General features: G+C 57.9%; 15 protein-coding genes. 7 read left to right on the forward strand and 8 right to left on the reverse strand.

The genetic code is table 11. The annotated features are described in order from the left end of the window. Positions 1 to 167: 167 nt before the first annotated feature. A complete protein-coding gene (locus K9U38_RS17190; RefSeq protein WP_224495577.1) occupies positions 168 to 941 on the reverse strand; it encodes a DUF1223 domain-containing protein in 774 nt (257 codons plus the stop codon). A 186-nt stretch (positions 942 to 1127) separates the two neighbouring features. Continuing rightward, entirely contained in the window at positions 1128 to 3815 is a 2688-nt protein-coding gene (acnA, locus tag K9U38_RS17195; protein WP_224495578.1) for an aconitate hydratase AcnA, read from the reverse strand. Between the two features lie 290 nt (positions 3816 to 4105). On the opposite strand from acnA, the gene ccmA reads away from it, so the two are divergent. The 5 genes from ccmA to K9U38_RS17220 are packed head-to-tail and all read left to right on the forward strand — an operon-like array spanning position 4106 to position 6957. Next, a complete protein-coding gene (gene ccmA / locus K9U38_RS17200) occupies positions 4106 to 4711 on the forward strand; it encodes a heme ABC exporter ATP-binding protein CcmA (protein WP_224495579.1) in 606 nt (201 codons plus the stop codon). Then, a complete protein-coding gene (ccmB, locus tag K9U38_RS17205; protein ID WP_224495580.1) occupies positions 4711 to 5376 on the forward strand; it encodes a heme exporter protein CcmB in 666 nt (221 codons plus the stop codon). Before ccmA ends, ccmB begins: the two co-directional genes overlap by 1 nt. A 47-nt stretch (positions 5377 to 5423) precedes the next feature. After that, positions 5424 to 6191 (forward strand): heme ABC transporter permease, encoded by a 768-nt coding sequence (locus K9U38_RS17210; protein WP_224495581.1) that lies wholly within the window; start codon positions 5424 to 5426, stop codon positions 6189 to 6191. After that, positions 6188 to 6361 (forward strand): heme exporter protein CcmD, encoded by a 174-nt coding sequence (gene ccmD / locus K9U38_RS17215; RefSeq protein ID WP_224495582.1) that lies wholly within the window; start codon positions 6188 to 6190, stop codon positions 6359 to 6361. The genes K9U38_RS17210 and ccmD overlap by 4 nt, the downstream gene beginning before the upstream one ends. Continuing rightward, entirely contained in the window at positions 6358 to 6957 is a 600-nt protein-coding gene (locus K9U38_RS17220; RefSeq protein WP_224495583.1) for a DsbE family thiol:disulfide interchange protein, read from the forward strand. Before ccmD ends, K9U38_RS17220 begins: the two co-directional genes overlap by 4 nt. 4 nt (positions 6958 to 6961) lie before the next feature. On the opposite strand, the gene K9U38_RS17225 is transcribed toward K9U38_RS17220, so the two are convergent. The 6 genes from K9U38_RS17225 to K9U38_RS17250 all read right to left on the reverse strand — a co-directional run bounded on the left by K9U38_RS17225 (position 6962) and on the right by K9U38_RS17250 (position 12830). After that, positions 6962 to 7387: a hypothetical protein gene (locus K9U38_RS17225; protein WP_224495584.1), complete on the reverse strand. Its 426-nt coding sequence runs from the start codon at positions 7385 to 7387 to the stop codon at positions 6962 to 6964. Between the two features lie 105 nt (positions 7388 to 7492). Beyond that, positions 7493 to 8161 carry a septation protein A gene (locus K9U38_RS17230; RefSeq protein ID WP_224495585.1) on the reverse strand — a complete coding sequence of 223 codons (669 nt, stop codon included), beginning with the start codon at positions 8159 to 8161 and terminating at the stop codon, positions 7493 to 7495. After that, a complete protein-coding gene (ftsY, locus tag K9U38_RS17235) occupies positions 8161 to 9690 on the reverse strand; it encodes a signal recognition particle-docking protein FtsY (RefSeq protein WP_224495586.1) in 1530 nt (509 codons plus the stop codon). The genes K9U38_RS17230 and ftsY overlap by 1 nt, the downstream gene beginning before the upstream one ends. 23 nt (positions 9691 to 9713) lie before the next feature. Beyond that, entirely contained in the window at positions 9714 to 11000 is a 1287-nt protein-coding gene (mtaB, locus tag K9U38_RS17240) for a tRNA (N(6)-L-threonylcarbamoyladenosine(37)-C(2))-methylthiotransferase MtaB (protein ID WP_224495587.1), read from the reverse strand. Beyond that, the gene (gene dapF / locus K9U38_RS17245) at positions 11000 to 11890 is read right to left on the reverse strand and encodes a diaminopimelate epimerase (protein ID WP_224495588.1); all 891 of its coding nucleotides are present in this window, start codon (positions 11888 to 11890) and stop codon (positions 11000 to 11002) included. The genes mtaB and dapF overlap by 1 nt, the downstream gene beginning before the upstream one ends. Positions 11891 to 12023: 133 nt before the next feature. After that, the gene (locus K9U38_RS17250) at positions 12024 to 12830 is read right to left on the reverse strand and encodes a siderophore-interacting protein (protein ID WP_224495589.1); all 807 of its coding nucleotides are present in this window, start codon (positions 12828 to 12830) and stop codon (positions 12024 to 12026) included. Positions 12831 to 13165: 335 nt separating this feature from the next. On the opposite strand from K9U38_RS17250, the gene K9U38_RS17255 reads away from it, so the two are divergent. Next, positions 13166 to 13702, forward strand: a complete 537-nt coding sequence (locus K9U38_RS17255) for a protease inhibitor Inh/omp19 family protein (RefSeq protein ID WP_224495590.1) — start codon at positions 13166 to 13168, stop codon at positions 13700 to 13702. A 42-nt stretch (positions 13703 to 13744) separates the two neighbouring features. Beyond that, positions 13745 to 14938: a cell division protein ZapE gene (gene zapE, locus K9U38_RS17260; RefSeq protein ID WP_224495591.1), complete on the forward strand. Its 1194-nt coding sequence runs from the start codon at positions 13745 to 13747 to the stop codon at positions 14936 to 14938. The last annotated feature ends 256 nt before the right edge of the window (positions 14939 to 15194 follow it).

Genomic DNA, 15194 nt, shown 5'->3' on the forward strand with positions numbered 1-15194 from the left:
GATTCGACACCCAACATCGGACCATGTTGTCTGAGACGGTTCGCCTCGAACAGCCCGATACCCCAAGCCCCCCGCCCAACGGGTTGTTTGGGTTTGAACCATTCTCCCTATTTGGCAACATGCCCCAATACCTCAGGCCGGATTTATCCGGCCTGTTTTTGTTTGGTTCAGGATTTCGCAGTCATAATTGATGCGCCGATAATCGGTCCCGGCTTGCCTTCACCCAGCATCTCTTGCAGCAGGACGGCACATCCCGTTGCCTTCTTGCTGGTAATTTCACTCAATGGGATCTCGATCTGCTGCGCACTGCCATCCCACATGCCGACGGTTTCCATCGCCCTCACGCTATTGGAATAGTTCACCTTGCGGCCAACATTCTCACCATCGGGTATGGCAACGACGGTTTCGCGATTGAAATAGGCTAGCAGTACCCGCACCGGATTCTTGGCGGCCGGTCCGGAACCAATGTCGATCAACAGACGGTCGAGCCCGGCCTTCTCAATGGAAACAGGGATGGTAAGGCCGTTTTCCGTGTCGCGCATTTCTGCGATGCGCCGACGAATTTTCTGTCCGTCCTGCCCGTTGACATGCTCGCGTCCATTCAGGATCACCTGGGGCGTGTAGATGCCATTGAGGCCGAGGGCAGTCCGGTAGGCATTCTGGCGATCGGTATTTTCCGGCAGTGCAAGATTGTCGGTCCAGCCGCGATAGTCCCAGTAGTCCACGTGAAAGGCCAGGGCGACAACGCTTCCCTCGGCTGCAAGCTGTTTAAGGATGGCATCGGCTGGGGGGCAGGATCCACAGCCTTGCGATGTGTACAGTTCCACGACGCCGTCCGGCCTCTTGCCCACATTCTCGGCGCAGACGGGCAGCACATAGGCCGCGGCCGCAAGGAGCGGAGCGCCGATCAAGATACGTCTGGACAGGGCGGGCAGGGGCACAGGTACTTTTCACTTCCCAATTCTATGGGCTTGTTGTCGGATAAAATGATTGCGAGATGATTGATAGGAGCCGCACGTCTCAAGAGGAAGTCACTTTGAGGTGAATTCGATCACGTTTATGGCTCATACAACAAAAGACCGCCGGGCTGTCCGGCGGTCCTTGATTTCAGCTCGTACTGTTGCCGGTTAAGCGGCGAGATCGCGCAGAACGTACTGCAAAATCCCGCCGTTCTTGAGGTATTCCAGTTCATCTATCGTATCGATACGGCAGATCAGCGGAACCTGTTTGCTGCCACCATCGGCATAGGTAACCGTGGCAAATGCCTTCTGACGCGGCTGGATCGTAGCCAGGCCCTCGATCGAGACCACTTCGTCTCCCTTCAGGCCCAGCGACTGCCAGCTCGTGCCCTCTTCGAGCACGAACGGTACGATGCCCATGCCAACCAGATTCGAACGATGGATACGTTCGAAGGATTGGGCAACGACGGCGCGGACGCCGAGAAGACTGGTGCCCTTGGCAGCCCAGTCGCGGGACGAACCGTTGCCATATTCCACGCCTGCAAAGATGACCAGAGGGACATTCTCCCCACGATAATGCATGGCGGCATCATAGATCGGCATTTCTTCCTTGGAAGGATAATGGATCGTGTAGCCACCCTCACGGCCATTCTCGCCGAGCATATGGTTGCGGATGCGGATATTGGCGAACGTGCCGCGCATCATCACCTCATGATTGCCGCGACGCGTACCGTACTGGTTGAAGTCCAGGGGAGCAACGCCGTGGTCGGTGAGATACTTGCCGGCCGGAGACGCTGCCTTGATCGAACCGGCGGGCGAAATGTGATCGGTGGTGATCTTGTCACCGAACAGACCAAGAATACGCGCGCCCTTGATGTCATTAACCTTGCCAGGCGTCTTGCCCATGCCGACGAAGTAGGGCGGGTTCTGTACATAGGTCGACTGGTCATCCCATGCATAGGTCTGTCCAGCCGGCACTTTCACGGCCTGCCAATTGTCGTCACCCTTGAACACATCGGCATATTTTGACGCGAACAGCTTGCGGGTGACGTTCTTGGTGATGAACTCCTGGATCTCATGCGAAGACGGCCAGATATCCTTGAGGAATACCGGGTTGCCTTCGCTGTCCTCGCCGAGTGGCTCGGTCGTCAGATCCTTGGTCACAGTCCCAGCCAGGGCGTAGGCAACGACGAGGGGCGGCGAGGCCAGATAGTTTGCCTGCACGTCGGGTGACACGCGACCTTCGAAGTTGCGGTTGCCGGAAAGGACCGCCGCTGCGATCAGCCCCTTGTCGTTGATAGCCTTCGAAATCGGCGCCGGGAGCGGACCCGAATTGCCGATGCACGTGGTGCAGCCGAAACCGACGAGGTTGAAGCCGAGTTTGTCGAGCTCCTTCTGCAATCCGGCATTTTCAAGATAGGCCGCAACCACCTGTGAGCCCGGTGCCAGCGATGTCTTGACCCATGGCTTGGATTTCAGACCCCTGGCAGCGGCATTGCGGGCAAGAAGACCCGCAGCGATCAGAACACTCGGATTCGAGGTATTGGTGCAGGAGGTGATGGCCGCGATCGCAACGTCGCCGTGACCGAGATCATAGTCCTCGCCTTCGACAGCATAGCGGGCGTCGAGCTGTGTGGTCTTCTTGTATTCCTTCTGCAGCGATTCATGGAAGCCGGACGCAATGCCTTCAAGCGCGATGCGGCCTTCGGGGCGCTTTGGTCCTGCCATGGATGGAACGACCGTGCCGAGATCCAGCTCAAGCGTGTCCGTAAACACCGGATCGGCAGAGTTTGGTTCGCGCCACATACCCTGTGCCTTCGAATAGGCCTCAACCAGGGCAAGCCGGTCTTCATCACGGCCGGACATGTGCATGTAATTGATGGTCTCGCGGTCGATCGGAAAGAAACCGCATGTCGCGCCATATTCCGGACCCATGTTGCCGATGGTGGCCCGGTCGGCGAGCGTCATGCTTTCGAGGCCGGGTCCGAAGAATTCCACGAACTTGCCAACGACACCCTTCTTGCGCAGCATCTGCACGACAGTGAGAACGAGATCAGTCGCAGTCACGCCTTCCTTGACCTTGCCGGTCAAGCGGAAGCCGATGACCTCCGGCAGAAGCATCGATACGGGCTGGCCAAGCATGGAAGCCTCAGCTTCAATGCCGCCGACGCCCCAGCCGAGCACACCGAGGCCATTGACCATGGTGGTATGCGAATCGGTGCCGACGCAGGTATCGGGATAGGCGACAGTTACCCCATCCTCTTCCTTGGTCCATACGGCCTGTGCCAGGTATTCAAGATTCACCTGGTGGCAAATGCCTGTGCCGGGCGGAACGACGCGGAAGTTCTTGAACGCCTGCTGTCCCCATTTCAGGAAGCGGTAGCGTTCACCGTTGCGCTCATATTCAAGATCAACATTGCGCTTGAATGCCTGGGGATTGCCGAACTCATCAACAATCACCGAATGGTCGATAACGAGGTCAACCGGGACGAGCGGATTGATCTTTTCGGGATCGCCACCAAGATTCACCATCGCGTCGCGCATGGCTGCAAGGTCTACGACGGCTGGTACGCCCGTAAAGTCCTGCATCAGGACGCGAGCCGGACGATAGGCGATTTCTGCCCCGGCGCTGCCCCGGTCGACAAGCCATTTGGCAACATTCTCGATGTCCTTCTTGAAGACCGAGCGGTTGTCTTCAAAACGGAGCAGGTTCTCGAGAAGGACTTTCATGGAGAACGGCAGCTTGGATATGCCTTCCAGGCCATTCTTTTCGGCTTCGGTCAAACTGTAATAGACATAGTCCTTGTCACCCACGGACAAGGTTTTACGGCATTTGAAACTGTCAATCTGAGACATTATTCGTTCGTCCTTATGCTGAGGCCTAACCCGGGACGAACGCCTTTGCCGCGTTTCAAGGACGCGCTAAGGTGCGGGTGCAGTCATTTCCGCTGTCCGTCCCGCAACAGGTCCACCAAAAGGAACCCGTCTCGAGATCGGCCAAAAATGGTTTCCACACCGACCGCTGGTGTGGTTGCCAGCTATATAGAGTTTTTCGTCGATCTGTGCCAGACCGATGTTCGTCAAAAATGCGTGCTGCGTCGAAATGATCACGCGGTATTCGGAGCTGGAGAAGAAGCGGGTCATTCATGCGGCTGGTCGGGGAAAACGTGGGTGGGGAGCGGGGTGGCGAGCGAATATTTTCGCGCCTTGGCTTTACGGTTTCCGCCGGCAATGCCCTGCTTGTCACGGGGCCAAATGGTGCAGGAAAGTCAACGCTCTTGCGAATCATTGCCGGGCTGCTTGTGCAGGCAGAAGGCACGATTCGCCTCGAAACGCCGCCGACCACATTCGAAACCCTTGCCGCCGCAACTCACTATCTTGGTCATCTCAATGCCATGAAGCCGGTACTCAGTTTGGATGAGAATCTACGCTTCTGGCGGTCTTTCAACGGGACGGGACGCTGTTCCATCGATGAGGCGCTCGAGCTGGTAAACCTTGCGGTCATCCGCCATCTGCCGTTCGGTTATCTATCCACCGGGCAAAAGCGTCGGGCCGCCATTGCCCGCCTCCTGATCAGCGATCGTCCACTATGGCTCCTGGATGAACCGACGGCCGGTTTGGACAAGACATCGGAGACGCAGTTCACCGGTTTGATGCAGAAGCACCTTGCGGGTGGCGGCATCATTGTCGCGGCGACGCATCTGCCGCTTGGACTCGCAGCGATGGAACTTTCGTTGGGGACGAGTGCGTAATGGGTGCCCTGTTCATCCGCGATATCCGGTTGGGGCTGCGCGCCGGCGGCGGCATGCTGATCGGTATCCTGTTTTTCCTGACGATCATTGCGGTCATTCCGTTCGGCGTAGGTCCCGATCTGAAACTGCTCGCCCGTATTGGCCCGGCCATGCTGTGGATCGGCGCGTTGCTTGCGACACTGCTTGGCCTCGACCGCCTGTTCCAGGTCGACAGGGATGATGGCTCGCTGGACCTTTTGATCATGGGCGAGGAGCGGCATATGCTGGCCCTTACGGTTCTCATCAAGTGTCTGGCCCATTGGACAGCGAGCGTACTGCCCCTGGTGGTCGCCTCGCCGCTTCTTGGGCTGTTCATGAACATGGAGCCGCAAGCGATCGGGGCGACGACACTTACAATGCTCGTCGGCACACCTGCGATCACATTGATCGGCGCCGTTGGTGCCGCGGTCGCGGTGTCACTGCCGCGTGGCGGCCTGCTTGTCTCGGTCATCATCCTGCCACTGACGATACCGGTGCTTATTTTTGGCGTATCTGCGTCCTATGGCGCAATTGAAGACCCGGCACCATTTCTGGCACCGTTCCTTATTCTCGCTGCGATTACCCTGTTTTTTGCGGTCCTCGGACCATTTGCGGCCGCCGCAGCGCTGAAATCCTCGACGGACTGACAGAGGAGTGAATTGCGAAAAGGGCACCAGGAAGCTAAGAGAACATCATGAGTGATGCTGTTTCCAAAACCGGACGATGGATCGACCTGGCCAATCCAACCAGGTTCCTGAACCTTGCCAGCGTTATTCTGCCATGGCTCGGTGGGTTGACCATCCTTGTCCTTGGCATTGGACTGTGGATGTCCATACAGGCGCCAGACGACTACCAGCAGGGTGCTACCGTCAAGATAATGTTCATCCATGTGCCCTTCGCGTGGCTCTCCATGATGTGTTACACGATCATGACCATCGCAGCGCTTGGCACATTGGTCTGGCGGCATCCGCTTGCCGATGTTTCCGCCAAGGCCGCTGCTCCGATCGGAGCAGTGTTCACGGCGCTTGCCCTGATTACCGGCTCGCTCTGGGGCAAGCCGATGTGGGGGACCTGGTGGGTTTGGGACGCACGCCTCACGTCAGTCTTTGTCCTTTTCCTGATGTATCTCGGCATCATCGCGTTCACCCGCGCCATGGACGATCCGGCGAAATCCGCCAAGGCCACGGCGATCCTGACGCTGGTCGGATTTATCAATATTCCCATTATCAAGTTTTCAGTTGATTGGTGGAATACATTGCACCAGCCGGCGTCGGTCTTGCGCATGGGTGGATCAACCATCGATCCGTCATTGCTGTGGCCATTGCTGGTGATGGCTATAGGTTTCACCCTCCTGTTCTTTACCTTGCACATCATGGCGATGCGCAACGAGATCTGGCGCCGCCGGGTCATCGCGATGCGCCGTGTTGCCGCGCGTGGCGCAGAGCGGAGGACAGTGCAATGACCGGTCATGCAGGCTTCATCTTCGCGTCCTACGGCGCAAGCATCGTTGTTCTTGCTCTCTTGATCGGCTGGATCTTTTTGGACCAGCGCATGCAGCGGAAGGCCTTGCAGGAACTTGAATCGCGCGGCGTCCGCCGCAGGTCGGAGACAAAGACGGACGGTGCATCGTGACCGGACAGGATCAGGTCGACCCGGTCGCCCCGAAGCGCAGCTCGCTATTCGTCTTTCTGCCTCTCGTCGTCTTTTCCGTCCTTGCCGGCATATTCGCGTTGCAGCTGATCTCGGGCCGCGACGAATCGGTTATCCCGTCCGCTTTGATAGGCAAGCCGGCACCAGATCTGCCGCTACCGCCGGTCGATGGCTTGCGGAGAGATGGCCAGCCCGTGCCTGGCCTTGACCCTGGAAGCTTCAAGGGGCAGGTGACCCTTGTCAACGTATTCGGCTCATGGTGCCTGCCCTGCCGGGTTGAGCATCCGCTGCTGATGCAGCTTGCCCAGGACAGGCGTATCCGTATGGCGGGCCTGAACTACAAGGACAAACCCGAGAATGCGTTGCGTTTTCTCGACGAACTCGGCAATCCCTATGCAGTGATCGGTGCGGATCAGAGCGGGCGCGGCGCAATCGAATGGGGTGTCTATGGGGTTCCGGAGACATTCCTGGTCGGGCGCGATGGCAAGATCGCCTACAAGCACATTGGCCCGTTCACCGCGGATTCAATTCGCGACGATCTGATGCCTGCGGTGGAAGCAGCGCTCAAAGCGAACTAAGAATTCAGTTCTCCAGCATGGCGTAACGCCGTACCCAGCTAGCTGCACGGGTTGCCGCCGTGGCTGTGCGGTCATAGGCATGGCCAAGCGGGACAGTCAGCATCCGGTAGCCAAAGCTGGTCTTCGTTGCCACGGTAACGGGCGTATCGATCGGCGTACCGAGGGCCAAGATCTCGATCGGCCGATCGGCTGCAGGGGCTGGAATTGTGAAAGTCCGGCTGGCGACCGCCGCTCCAGGCGCGTTCTTTATCGTGCAATTCGCAGTGATCAGCGGATAATCGGACTTTGTATTCCGGCGAATCTCGTTTTCGAGATCGGCACGGCAGCGCTCGATACCTGTCCAGCCTGCGTCCACGGTCTTGATATGGTCGCAGATCTTCGCATCGCAGTCGCAACCCACCAGGGTCATTACGATCAGAGCCGTTTTCATGGGACACGCTTTCCAGGAATCTGTTGCCTATGCAGGAATTCTTGAGCGCGGATCGCGGCGGGACTTCGTTGCGATCAGGTACAAATTATGGCGTTTTGACGAAGTTTACGGCTCTTTGCTCGCCACTTTTTCGGGCGTCGTCTGTTCAACGGAATGCTTCATCACCAATGGCATCTGTGCAAAAGTGAAAAGCAGCGTGATTGGCATAGTGCCCCATACTTTGAAAGCTACCCAGAAATCGGTTGAAAAACTGCGCCAGATGACTTCGTTCAATACCGCGAGGAACAGAAAGAAGACGCCCCAGCGCAGGGTCAGTTTGCGCCAGCCCTCTGCGTCCAGCTTGAAGGCGCTGTCGAACACATAGCCGAGCAGCGATTTGCCGAAATAAAGACCCCCAAGCAGGATCACGCCGAACAGCGTGTTGACGATGGTGGGCTTCATCTTGATGAAGGTTTCGTTGTGCAGCCAAAGCGTCAGCGCGCCAAAGACAAGAACAACAATGCCGGAGACCAGTGGCATTATCGGCAGGCTGCGAGTCAGGATCCAGGAAACTACAAGGGCGATGGCTGTCGCTGCCATGAAAAGGGCCGTGGCGATGAAAATCGGCTCGCCGATATTGGACAGGCCTGGAAAGCGCTCGATCAGCCATTCGCCGCGCGCATTGGCAAAGAAGAAGACCATGAGCGGCCCAAGTTCCAGCGCAAGTTTCAACAGCGGCTGAACTTCCTTGCGTGCCGGATCGGACGGATCGCGTTCGAATACGGATTCTTCCATCATGCAACTCCCGCAATGGCTTTGGCAAAATCTTGAGCGGCGAAAGGTTCCAGGTCATCGACCTGCTCACCCACGCCAATGAAATAGACAGGCAGTTTGTGCTTCGCCGAAATGGCAACAAGAATGCCACCCCGCGCCGTACCGTCAAGCTTGGTCATGACGAGGCCGTTGACGCCGGCGATGTTCTTGAAGATTTCCACCTGGTTCAGCGCGTTCTGTCCCGTCGTCGCGTCCAGGGTCTGGAGGACCGTGTGCGGTGACTCGGGATCGTTCTTGCCAAGAACGCGAACGATCTTCGCCAGTTCTTCCATCAACTCGGCCCTGTTCTGCAGCCGGCCGGCGGTATCGATGATCAGAACGTCGCTGCCGGCATCCTTAGCCTGCTTCCAGGCATCGAAGGCAAGTCCCGCTGCGTCGGCGCCAAGCTTGCTTGAAACAACTGGCGCTCCCGTGCGCTTGCCCCAGATGTGCAACTGCTCGATGGCCGCGGCGCGGAACGTATCACCGGCGGCGAGCATGACATTAAGACCGCCTGCAGTAAGTTTGGCGGCAAGCTTGCCGATGGTCGTGGTCTTGCCGGTGCCGTTGACACCAACGACGAGAATGACATGCGGCTTGTGCGAAAGGTCAAGCTCCAGCGGCCTTGCCACGGGCCCCAGCACTTTCTCGATTTCCGACGCCATGATAGCGCGGACCTCTTCGGTGCTGATGTCCTTGCCGTAGCGCGTGGCGCTCAGGCTGTCTGTGATGCGGATTGCCGTTTCCATGCCGAGGTCGGCCTGGATCAGGACATCCTCCAGATCCTGCAATGTATCCTCGTCAAGCTTGCGCTTGGTAAAGATCCCGCCGATGGAATCGCCGAGTTGCTGCGACGAGCGCGACAGTCCCTTGCGCAGGCGTTCGAACCACGAAAGCCGTTTTTGAGGCTCAACCGGAACTGCTTCTTCGACCTGCTTTTCCACGACCGTCTTGCTGACGGTCACTTTGGTTGGCCATGGTTTTACCGGAGCAGGGAGTGGGTCCAGGATCTCTGCCGTCGGGGCTTCCGGAGCCGGAATCGCAACGGGTTCAATGGAAATCTCATCCATCGGCAGTTCGACGGCTTCGACAGAAAGCTGTGGTGCATCGTCGCGAGCCGATTCGTCCTGGAGATCCATTGCCTGAGCGGGCTCGGCAGCTGCGGCGAATGTATCGACGAGTACGGTCTCTCCCGCTTTCGTCTCCTCCATGGAAACCACTTCGATATCCGCTTGATCCACTTTGGCGGGTTCGGCTTCCCGCGCCTCGGGCTCCGCGGCTGGTTCATCGCTCGCCAAGCCTTCGGCAGAAGCGAGGCCGTCATCGACACGTTCGTCCGAAAGGGTTTCAGTCTCATCCGCGACAGGCAGCGCTTCCGCTGCAGCCGTGTCTTCATAAGTCTGTTCGACCGTTAGGGATGCTTCCTCGGTAGCCGGAACATTCTCGACCGGAACCTCTTCGATTTCCTTTTTGCCGAAGGAAAAAATCTTCTTGATGAAACCCAGAGCCATGAATGCTGCTTTGCTTGCTAAGGTTATGCTGCGCGCTGATTGCCGCTCTCGCAGGCAATAAGCTTGGAGCCGTCATGTCCGTTGATCGTGCGCGCGATGATGTGGCCCGGCGTTCCGGCATCGACGCCAACGAGCGTGAAACCCTCTGTCCGGCCGATGCCTTCACGCTCGATCAGGATTTGCTGCACCGAGCCGACGAGGCCCTGCAGATGGCGTTGGTATGCCGCGTCGCCCGCAGCCCGGAGCTTGGCCGCCCGCGCCTTTACTAACTGGCGGCCGACCTGCGGCATGCGTTCTGCCGGCGTTCCCTCACGCGGACTGAATGGGAAAACATGCAGGTGTGTCAGGCTGCACTCCTCAACGATCCTGACCGAATTTTCGAACATTTCGTCTGTCTCGGTCGGGAAGCCGGCAATGATATCTGCGCCGAATACGATGTCGGGGCGAAGTTGACGGACATTCTCGCAGAATGCGATTGCGTCCTCACGCAGGTGCCGGCGTTTCATCCGCTTCAGGATCATGTTGTCGCCCGATTGCAGCGAAAGGTGCAGATGCGGCATCAACCGGTTCTCGGTCGCCAGTGCCTCCATCAAATCCTCGTCCGCTTCGATCGAGTCGATCGAAGACAAACGCAAGCGCTGCAAATCCGGCACTTCCCTCAAAACGGTTTTCACCAGTTTGCCAAGGCGAAGATCGCCCGGGAGATCCGGACCATAACTGGTCATGTCCACACCCGTCAGCACGACTTCGTTGTAGCCATTGCCAACCAGGCGCTTGACCTGTTCGACGACACCGCCCATCGGAACCGAGCGGGAGTTTCCGCGACCATACGGAATGATGCAGAAGGTGCAGCGATGATCGCAGCCGTTCTGCACCTGAACGAAGGCGCGGGCACGCCCCTCGATGGCGTCCACCATGTGTGACGCGGTTTCGCGCACCTCCATGATGTCGTTGACGCGCACTTTTTCGAACTGGTTGACGCCGAAATCGGGCAGCATGCGATAGGAATTGGATTTCAGTTTCTCCTCATTGCCGAGGACGAGGTCGACTTCATCCATCGCCGCGAAATCATCGGCCCCTGTCTGCGCGGCGCAACCGGTGACGATGATGCGCGCTTCAGGGTTGTCCCGGCGTGCCTTGCGGATGGCCTGCCGCGCCTGGCGTACAGCTTCGCTGGTGACGGCACAGGTATTGAAAATGATGGCACCACTTTCCAGCGTACCAAGGCCCGCCGCATCGGCCTCACGCTTCATCACCTCGGACTCGTAGGTGTTCAGGCGGCAACCAAAGGTGACGACGTCGACAGCCATCAGGCGACTCCCTGTGATGGCGTTTCGTCACGCTTCCAGGCACCGGTTTGCGGGTCGAGTGATCCCGAAAATTCCCATTCGGCCGGGCCAGTCATGATCACATGGTCATTTTCCAGCCATTCGATCAGCAAGGGTCCCCCCGGAACGGTAACGGTGACCGTCCGCTCGGTGCGTCCGGTGCGTACGGCCGAAACGGCAGCGGCGCAGGCGGCTGAACCACAGGCTCTTGTCAGCCCGGCACCCCGTTCCCAGGTCCGCAACGTAATGGCATGGCGACTGGTGACGTGGGCGATAGAGATATTGGCACGCTCCGGAAAGATCGGATGGTTTTCAAGCAGCGGTCCAAAGCGCTCCATGTCGTAGTTCCAGACATCCTGATCGACCCAGAAGATGGCATGCGGATTGCCCATGCTTACAACCGAAGGCGAATGCAGGACCGGCTCATCGATTGGCCCGATCTGCAACTCGATATTGCGTGTGTCATGGAACGGTTCCGCCAGCGGAATGCTTTGCCAGTCGAAGCGTGGGACGCCCATGTCGACCGAAATCTGTCCGTCCGCATGTTCGTGGGCAGTCAGGATGCCGGCGACGGTTTCGAACGTGAACTCGCGCCTGCCGGTTTCGGAACTCAATGCCTGTACCACGCATCGCATACCGTTGCCGCAGGCCTGAGCCTGCGTGCCGTCGGAATTGATGATTTCGATATAGGCTTCCGTGCCCCCAGTTTTCGGCGCGTGGATGGCCATGATCTGATCGAACTTCGTCGCCGGATCGTGATCAAGTGCTATGGCTGCCTGCGGCGTGATCCGGTCCGCACGCCCACGCATATCGGCAACGATGATTTCGTTGCCGAGTCCGTTCATTTTCGCAAACTGCGCGTGCGCCACCATGCTCGTAGTCAGCCCTTGATAAAGTCTTCCGTGTCGTAGAGGGCTTATATGGCGGAAAAGGGGAAGAAATGCCAGTACCGGCAAGAGTCAAAGCTGCGTTCCGGTGGCGCTTGGCCGCAGCTCCGTTGGCAAATCAATGCGCCTCGTGCGCGTCGGCCACTCCGCGCAGCCAGTATCCAGCTGCTTTTATCCATTCACCGTTGAAGCCCCGTTGTTCGACAAGGTGGTCGCGGATTGCTTTTGAAATGCCGCTTTCTCCGGCAACGAAGGCATAGCAGTCGCCTTGAGGCAGATTGTGCTGCGCTATGGCCTGGAGTAACAGATCGTTGTTGCCGGGCTCGGCACCGTTGCGATGCACCCAGACAATTTCCGCGCTGGCGTCGGTTCTCAACGCCTGCTCCTCTTCCCGGCCCGCAACCTCTATGACAGCAATTGCACGTGACGTGGCTGGTAGTTCTTCGAGGCGGCGGCCGATCGCGGGCAGTGCGGTCTCATCGCCAGCCAGTAGATACCAATCGAAGGAATCCGGAATGATCATGGAGCCGCGCGGGCCGCCAATCACGATCTTTTGGCCGATTTCCGCTTGCGCCGCCCAGCTGGAAGCGGGGCCGTCGCCATGCAGGACGAAATCGACGTCCAGAGTGTTCAATGCTGCATCATGATTGCGCGGCGTGTAATCCCGCATTTCCGGACGCGGCCTGTCGTTGGGGAATGCGAGACCTTCGGGTCCAAGTATCGGAAGGACCGCTTCCCCGCCATGCTTGGGGAAGAACAGCTTGATATGGTCTGCATAGCCAGGGCTGGTAAAGCCTTGCAGTTGGTTACCGGCGAGCGTCACTCGTAGCATGAGCGGAGTGATCCGTTTGACTGCTTGAACTTCAAGCAATCGCAGGCGGGTCTCGTGGCGGATTCTGTGGGGGGATTTATTCATGAGTGTCATTGTCAAGAAATATCGTGGTGGGCCTTAGCTTGCAATCGGGGCCCACACACATTTCCGTTACGGCGCGAAAATTTGAATAAGACTTTATTCACTTTGAAATGATTGAATTGGTTAATGTCGGCGATTCTCGTTATCGAAGTCAGACGCTGGGGAGTGTGGCGATATTGTCATTTCTGTCATCTTTTGATGGCCCAAGCGCGAGAATCGGCCGAATATGACCAGATTATCTGATGCGCGGGTTGAAATTTCGCCAATATCGCCATTGTGTATCGTGGTTAAGAACGCCAAATGGAATCGCATTCCCTTCAGGGATGCGCAGATGGAGAACTGAGGTTATGGGGACTTTGAAAGTCAATTTGCTGACCGTTGCCGCTGTTGGCATGGTGCTGGCGGGATGCCAGAGTTCACGAATGGACCCCGTCTCGTCCGCGCCCGCGCCACTTCAGGCCGCGCCATCCGGCGCCGTCAGCCAGAGCCAGTTGCCGCCTCCCGGCGGTGCCAACCAGTTTCCGACCGCTCCAACAACGGGCACCGCGGCGCCGGGTGCACAGGGCAATACACAGGTCGCGGCCCTGCCACCAGAGAACGCGCCGGACCTCACAGCCAGCAGTGTCGCCGGCGTCTGGAACGCATCATTGGGGGGGCAGAGCTGCAAGATCGCAACGCCACAGACAAAGTTCGGCCAGGGTTACCGCGCCGGTCCGCTACGTTGCCCGGGTGAACTTGCCAACCTGTCGTCGTGGTCGGTCAGCGGCAAGCAGCTTGTCCTCTACGATGCAGCCGGCGGCACCGTCGCGCGCCTCTACTCGTCGGCCCCGTCCAAATTCGAGGGCCAGACATCTGGTGGACAGAACCTCAGCCTGTCACGCTAGAATAGGAGCGCACTTTGATGAAGAGTGCGCCCGGAGACGGTATTGTCGCACGATAATCTGAAAGTCTTCCCCTCCGTGCGCGAACGCTACGATTCGCTCGTGCAGGCAGGGGATATCGATGCCGATCCTGCACAACAGAGTTTGGCGGATCGCTTCGATCGGCTTATCCGCGACCTTGCAACGTCACGCCTGGCCACAAAGTCAAGCGCGCTGGGATGGCTGTTCAGTCGCCGCGCGCCGCGGCGGGAGATCATCAAGGGACTCTATGTCCACGGTGAGGTGGGGCGTGGCAAGACCATGCTGATGGACATGTTTCATCAGCTCGTCCCCGCCAAGCGCAAGCGCCGGGCCCATTTTCTCGATTTCATGGCCGATGTCCACGAGCGCATCAACGCGCATCGCCAGGCACTGAAAAACGGCGACACCAAGCAGGACGATCCGATACCACCGGTTGCCGATGCGCTGGCGGAGCAGGCTTGGGTTCTGTGTTTCGATGAGTTTACAGTCACGGATATCGCGGATGCGATGATCCTTTCGCGGCTGTTCAAAGCGCTTTTCGAGCGTGGCGTCATCCTCGTCGCCACGTCAAATGTTCAGCCAGATGACCTTTATCGTGACGGACTCAACCGCAAGCTGTTCCTACCGTTCGTCGATCTCCTCAAGACTCACGTGGACGTGGTCAATCTCGATGCCCGCACCGACTACCGCCTTGAGAAGCTGAACCGTTTGCCGGTCTTTCTTTCGCCTTTGAATGAAGAAACCGTCCGGCTGATGGGCGAGGCCTGGTGCGCCGCAACAGGCGGTGCTGCAGTGGTGCAGGACAGCGTGAAGGTAAAAGGACGGACCGTCCTTATCCCACAGGCGGCACCGCATACCGCGGCCGCTCGCTTCACCTTTGCCGAACTTTGCTCCCAACCGCTCGGCGCTGCGGATTACACCGCGATAATCGAGCGTTACCGGACAATCTTCATCGATGCCGTGCCGATCCTGGATTATCCGAGGCGCAACGAGGCCAAGCGCTTCATCATTCTGATCGACATTCTCTATGACAACAACGTCCATCTGGTAATGTCCGCCGCTGCGTCTGCGGACAGGCTTTATGTGGCCAAATCGGGAACCGAAGCTTTCGAGTTCGAGCGGACCGCGTCCCGGCTTTTCGAAATGCAAAGCGCTGAATACCTCGCTGCAGCCGGCAGGTTGGAACCCGTTGCCGAAACGCGGATCGGCAGCCTCTGAAGACGTGGTCTTGAGCCCCGCACTTTCATCATTCTGATATCTAGTCTATGGTAGAAAAAGTAGCATTTTGCTTGGACCATAATGAAAATAATTGACGTTTACGTAAATACAATCAATTCTAACCGATTGAATTTATTGAGGTGAAAATTTTCGGTTGAGTTATGCGACAAAGAGGAATATTCGAACGTCCCAACGCGAAGGCATGGGGTACGGGGTTGCCATCCGGCTGTCCGACTATCGAAATATGTTCTTTGGC

Source organism: Phyllobacterium lublinensis (assembly GCF_020164435.1).
GTDB classification, from domain to species: domain Bacteria; phylum Pseudomonadota; class Alphaproteobacteria; order Rhizobiales; family Rhizobiaceae; genus Phyllobacterium; species Phyllobacterium lublinensis.

What these genes read in the sequence shown, in the direction of transcription:
- K9U38_RS17250 (WP_224495589.1), bottom strand. Translation starts at nt 12,830, where the DNA reads ATGACACTCATGAATAAATCCCCCCACAGAATCCGCCACGAGACCCGC.
- K9U38_RS17225 (WP_224495584.1), bottom strand. Translation starts at nt 7,387, where the DNA reads ATGAAAACGGCTCTGATCGTAATGACCCTGGTGGGTTGCGACTGCGAT.
- acnA (WP_224495578.1), bottom strand. Translation starts at nt 3,815, where the DNA reads ATGTCTCAGATTGACAGTTTCAAATGCCGTAAAACCTTGTCCGTGGGT.
- mtaB (WP_224495587.1), bottom strand. Translation starts at nt 11,000, where the DNA reads ATGGCTGTCGACGTCGTCACCTTTGGTTGCCGCCTGAACACCTACGAG.
- K9U38_RS17210 (WP_224495581.1), top strand. Translation starts at nt 5,424, where the DNA reads ATGAGTGATGCTGTTTCCAAAACCGGACGATGGATCGACCTGGCCAAT.
- ccmA (WP_224495579.1), top strand. Translation starts at nt 4,106, where the DNA reads ATGCGGCTGGTCGGGGAAAACGTGGGTGGGGAGCGGGGTGGCGAGCGA.
- dapF (WP_224495588.1), bottom strand. Translation starts at nt 11,890, where the DNA reads ATGGTGGCGCACGCGCAGTTTGCGAAAATGAACGGACTCGGCAACGAA.
- ccmD (WP_224495582.1), top strand. Translation starts at nt 6,188, where the DNA reads ATGACCGGTCATGCAGGCTTCATCTTCGCGTCCTACGGCGCAAGCATC.
- K9U38_RS17230 (WP_224495585.1), bottom strand. Translation starts at nt 8,161, where the DNA reads ATGGAAGAATCCGTATTCGAACGCGATCCGTCCGATCCGGCACGCAAG.
- ccmB (WP_224495580.1), top strand. Translation starts at nt 4,711, where the DNA reads ATGGGTGCCCTGTTCATCCGCGATATCCGGTTGGGGCTGCGCGCCGGC.
- ftsY (WP_224495586.1), bottom strand. Translation starts at nt 9,690, where the DNA reads ATGGCTCTGGGTTTCATCAAGAAGATTTTTTCCTTCGGCAAAAAGGAA.
- K9U38_RS17255 (WP_224495590.1), top strand. Translation starts at nt 13,166, where the DNA reads ATGGGGACTTTGAAAGTCAATTTGCTGACCGTTGCCGCTGTTGGCATG.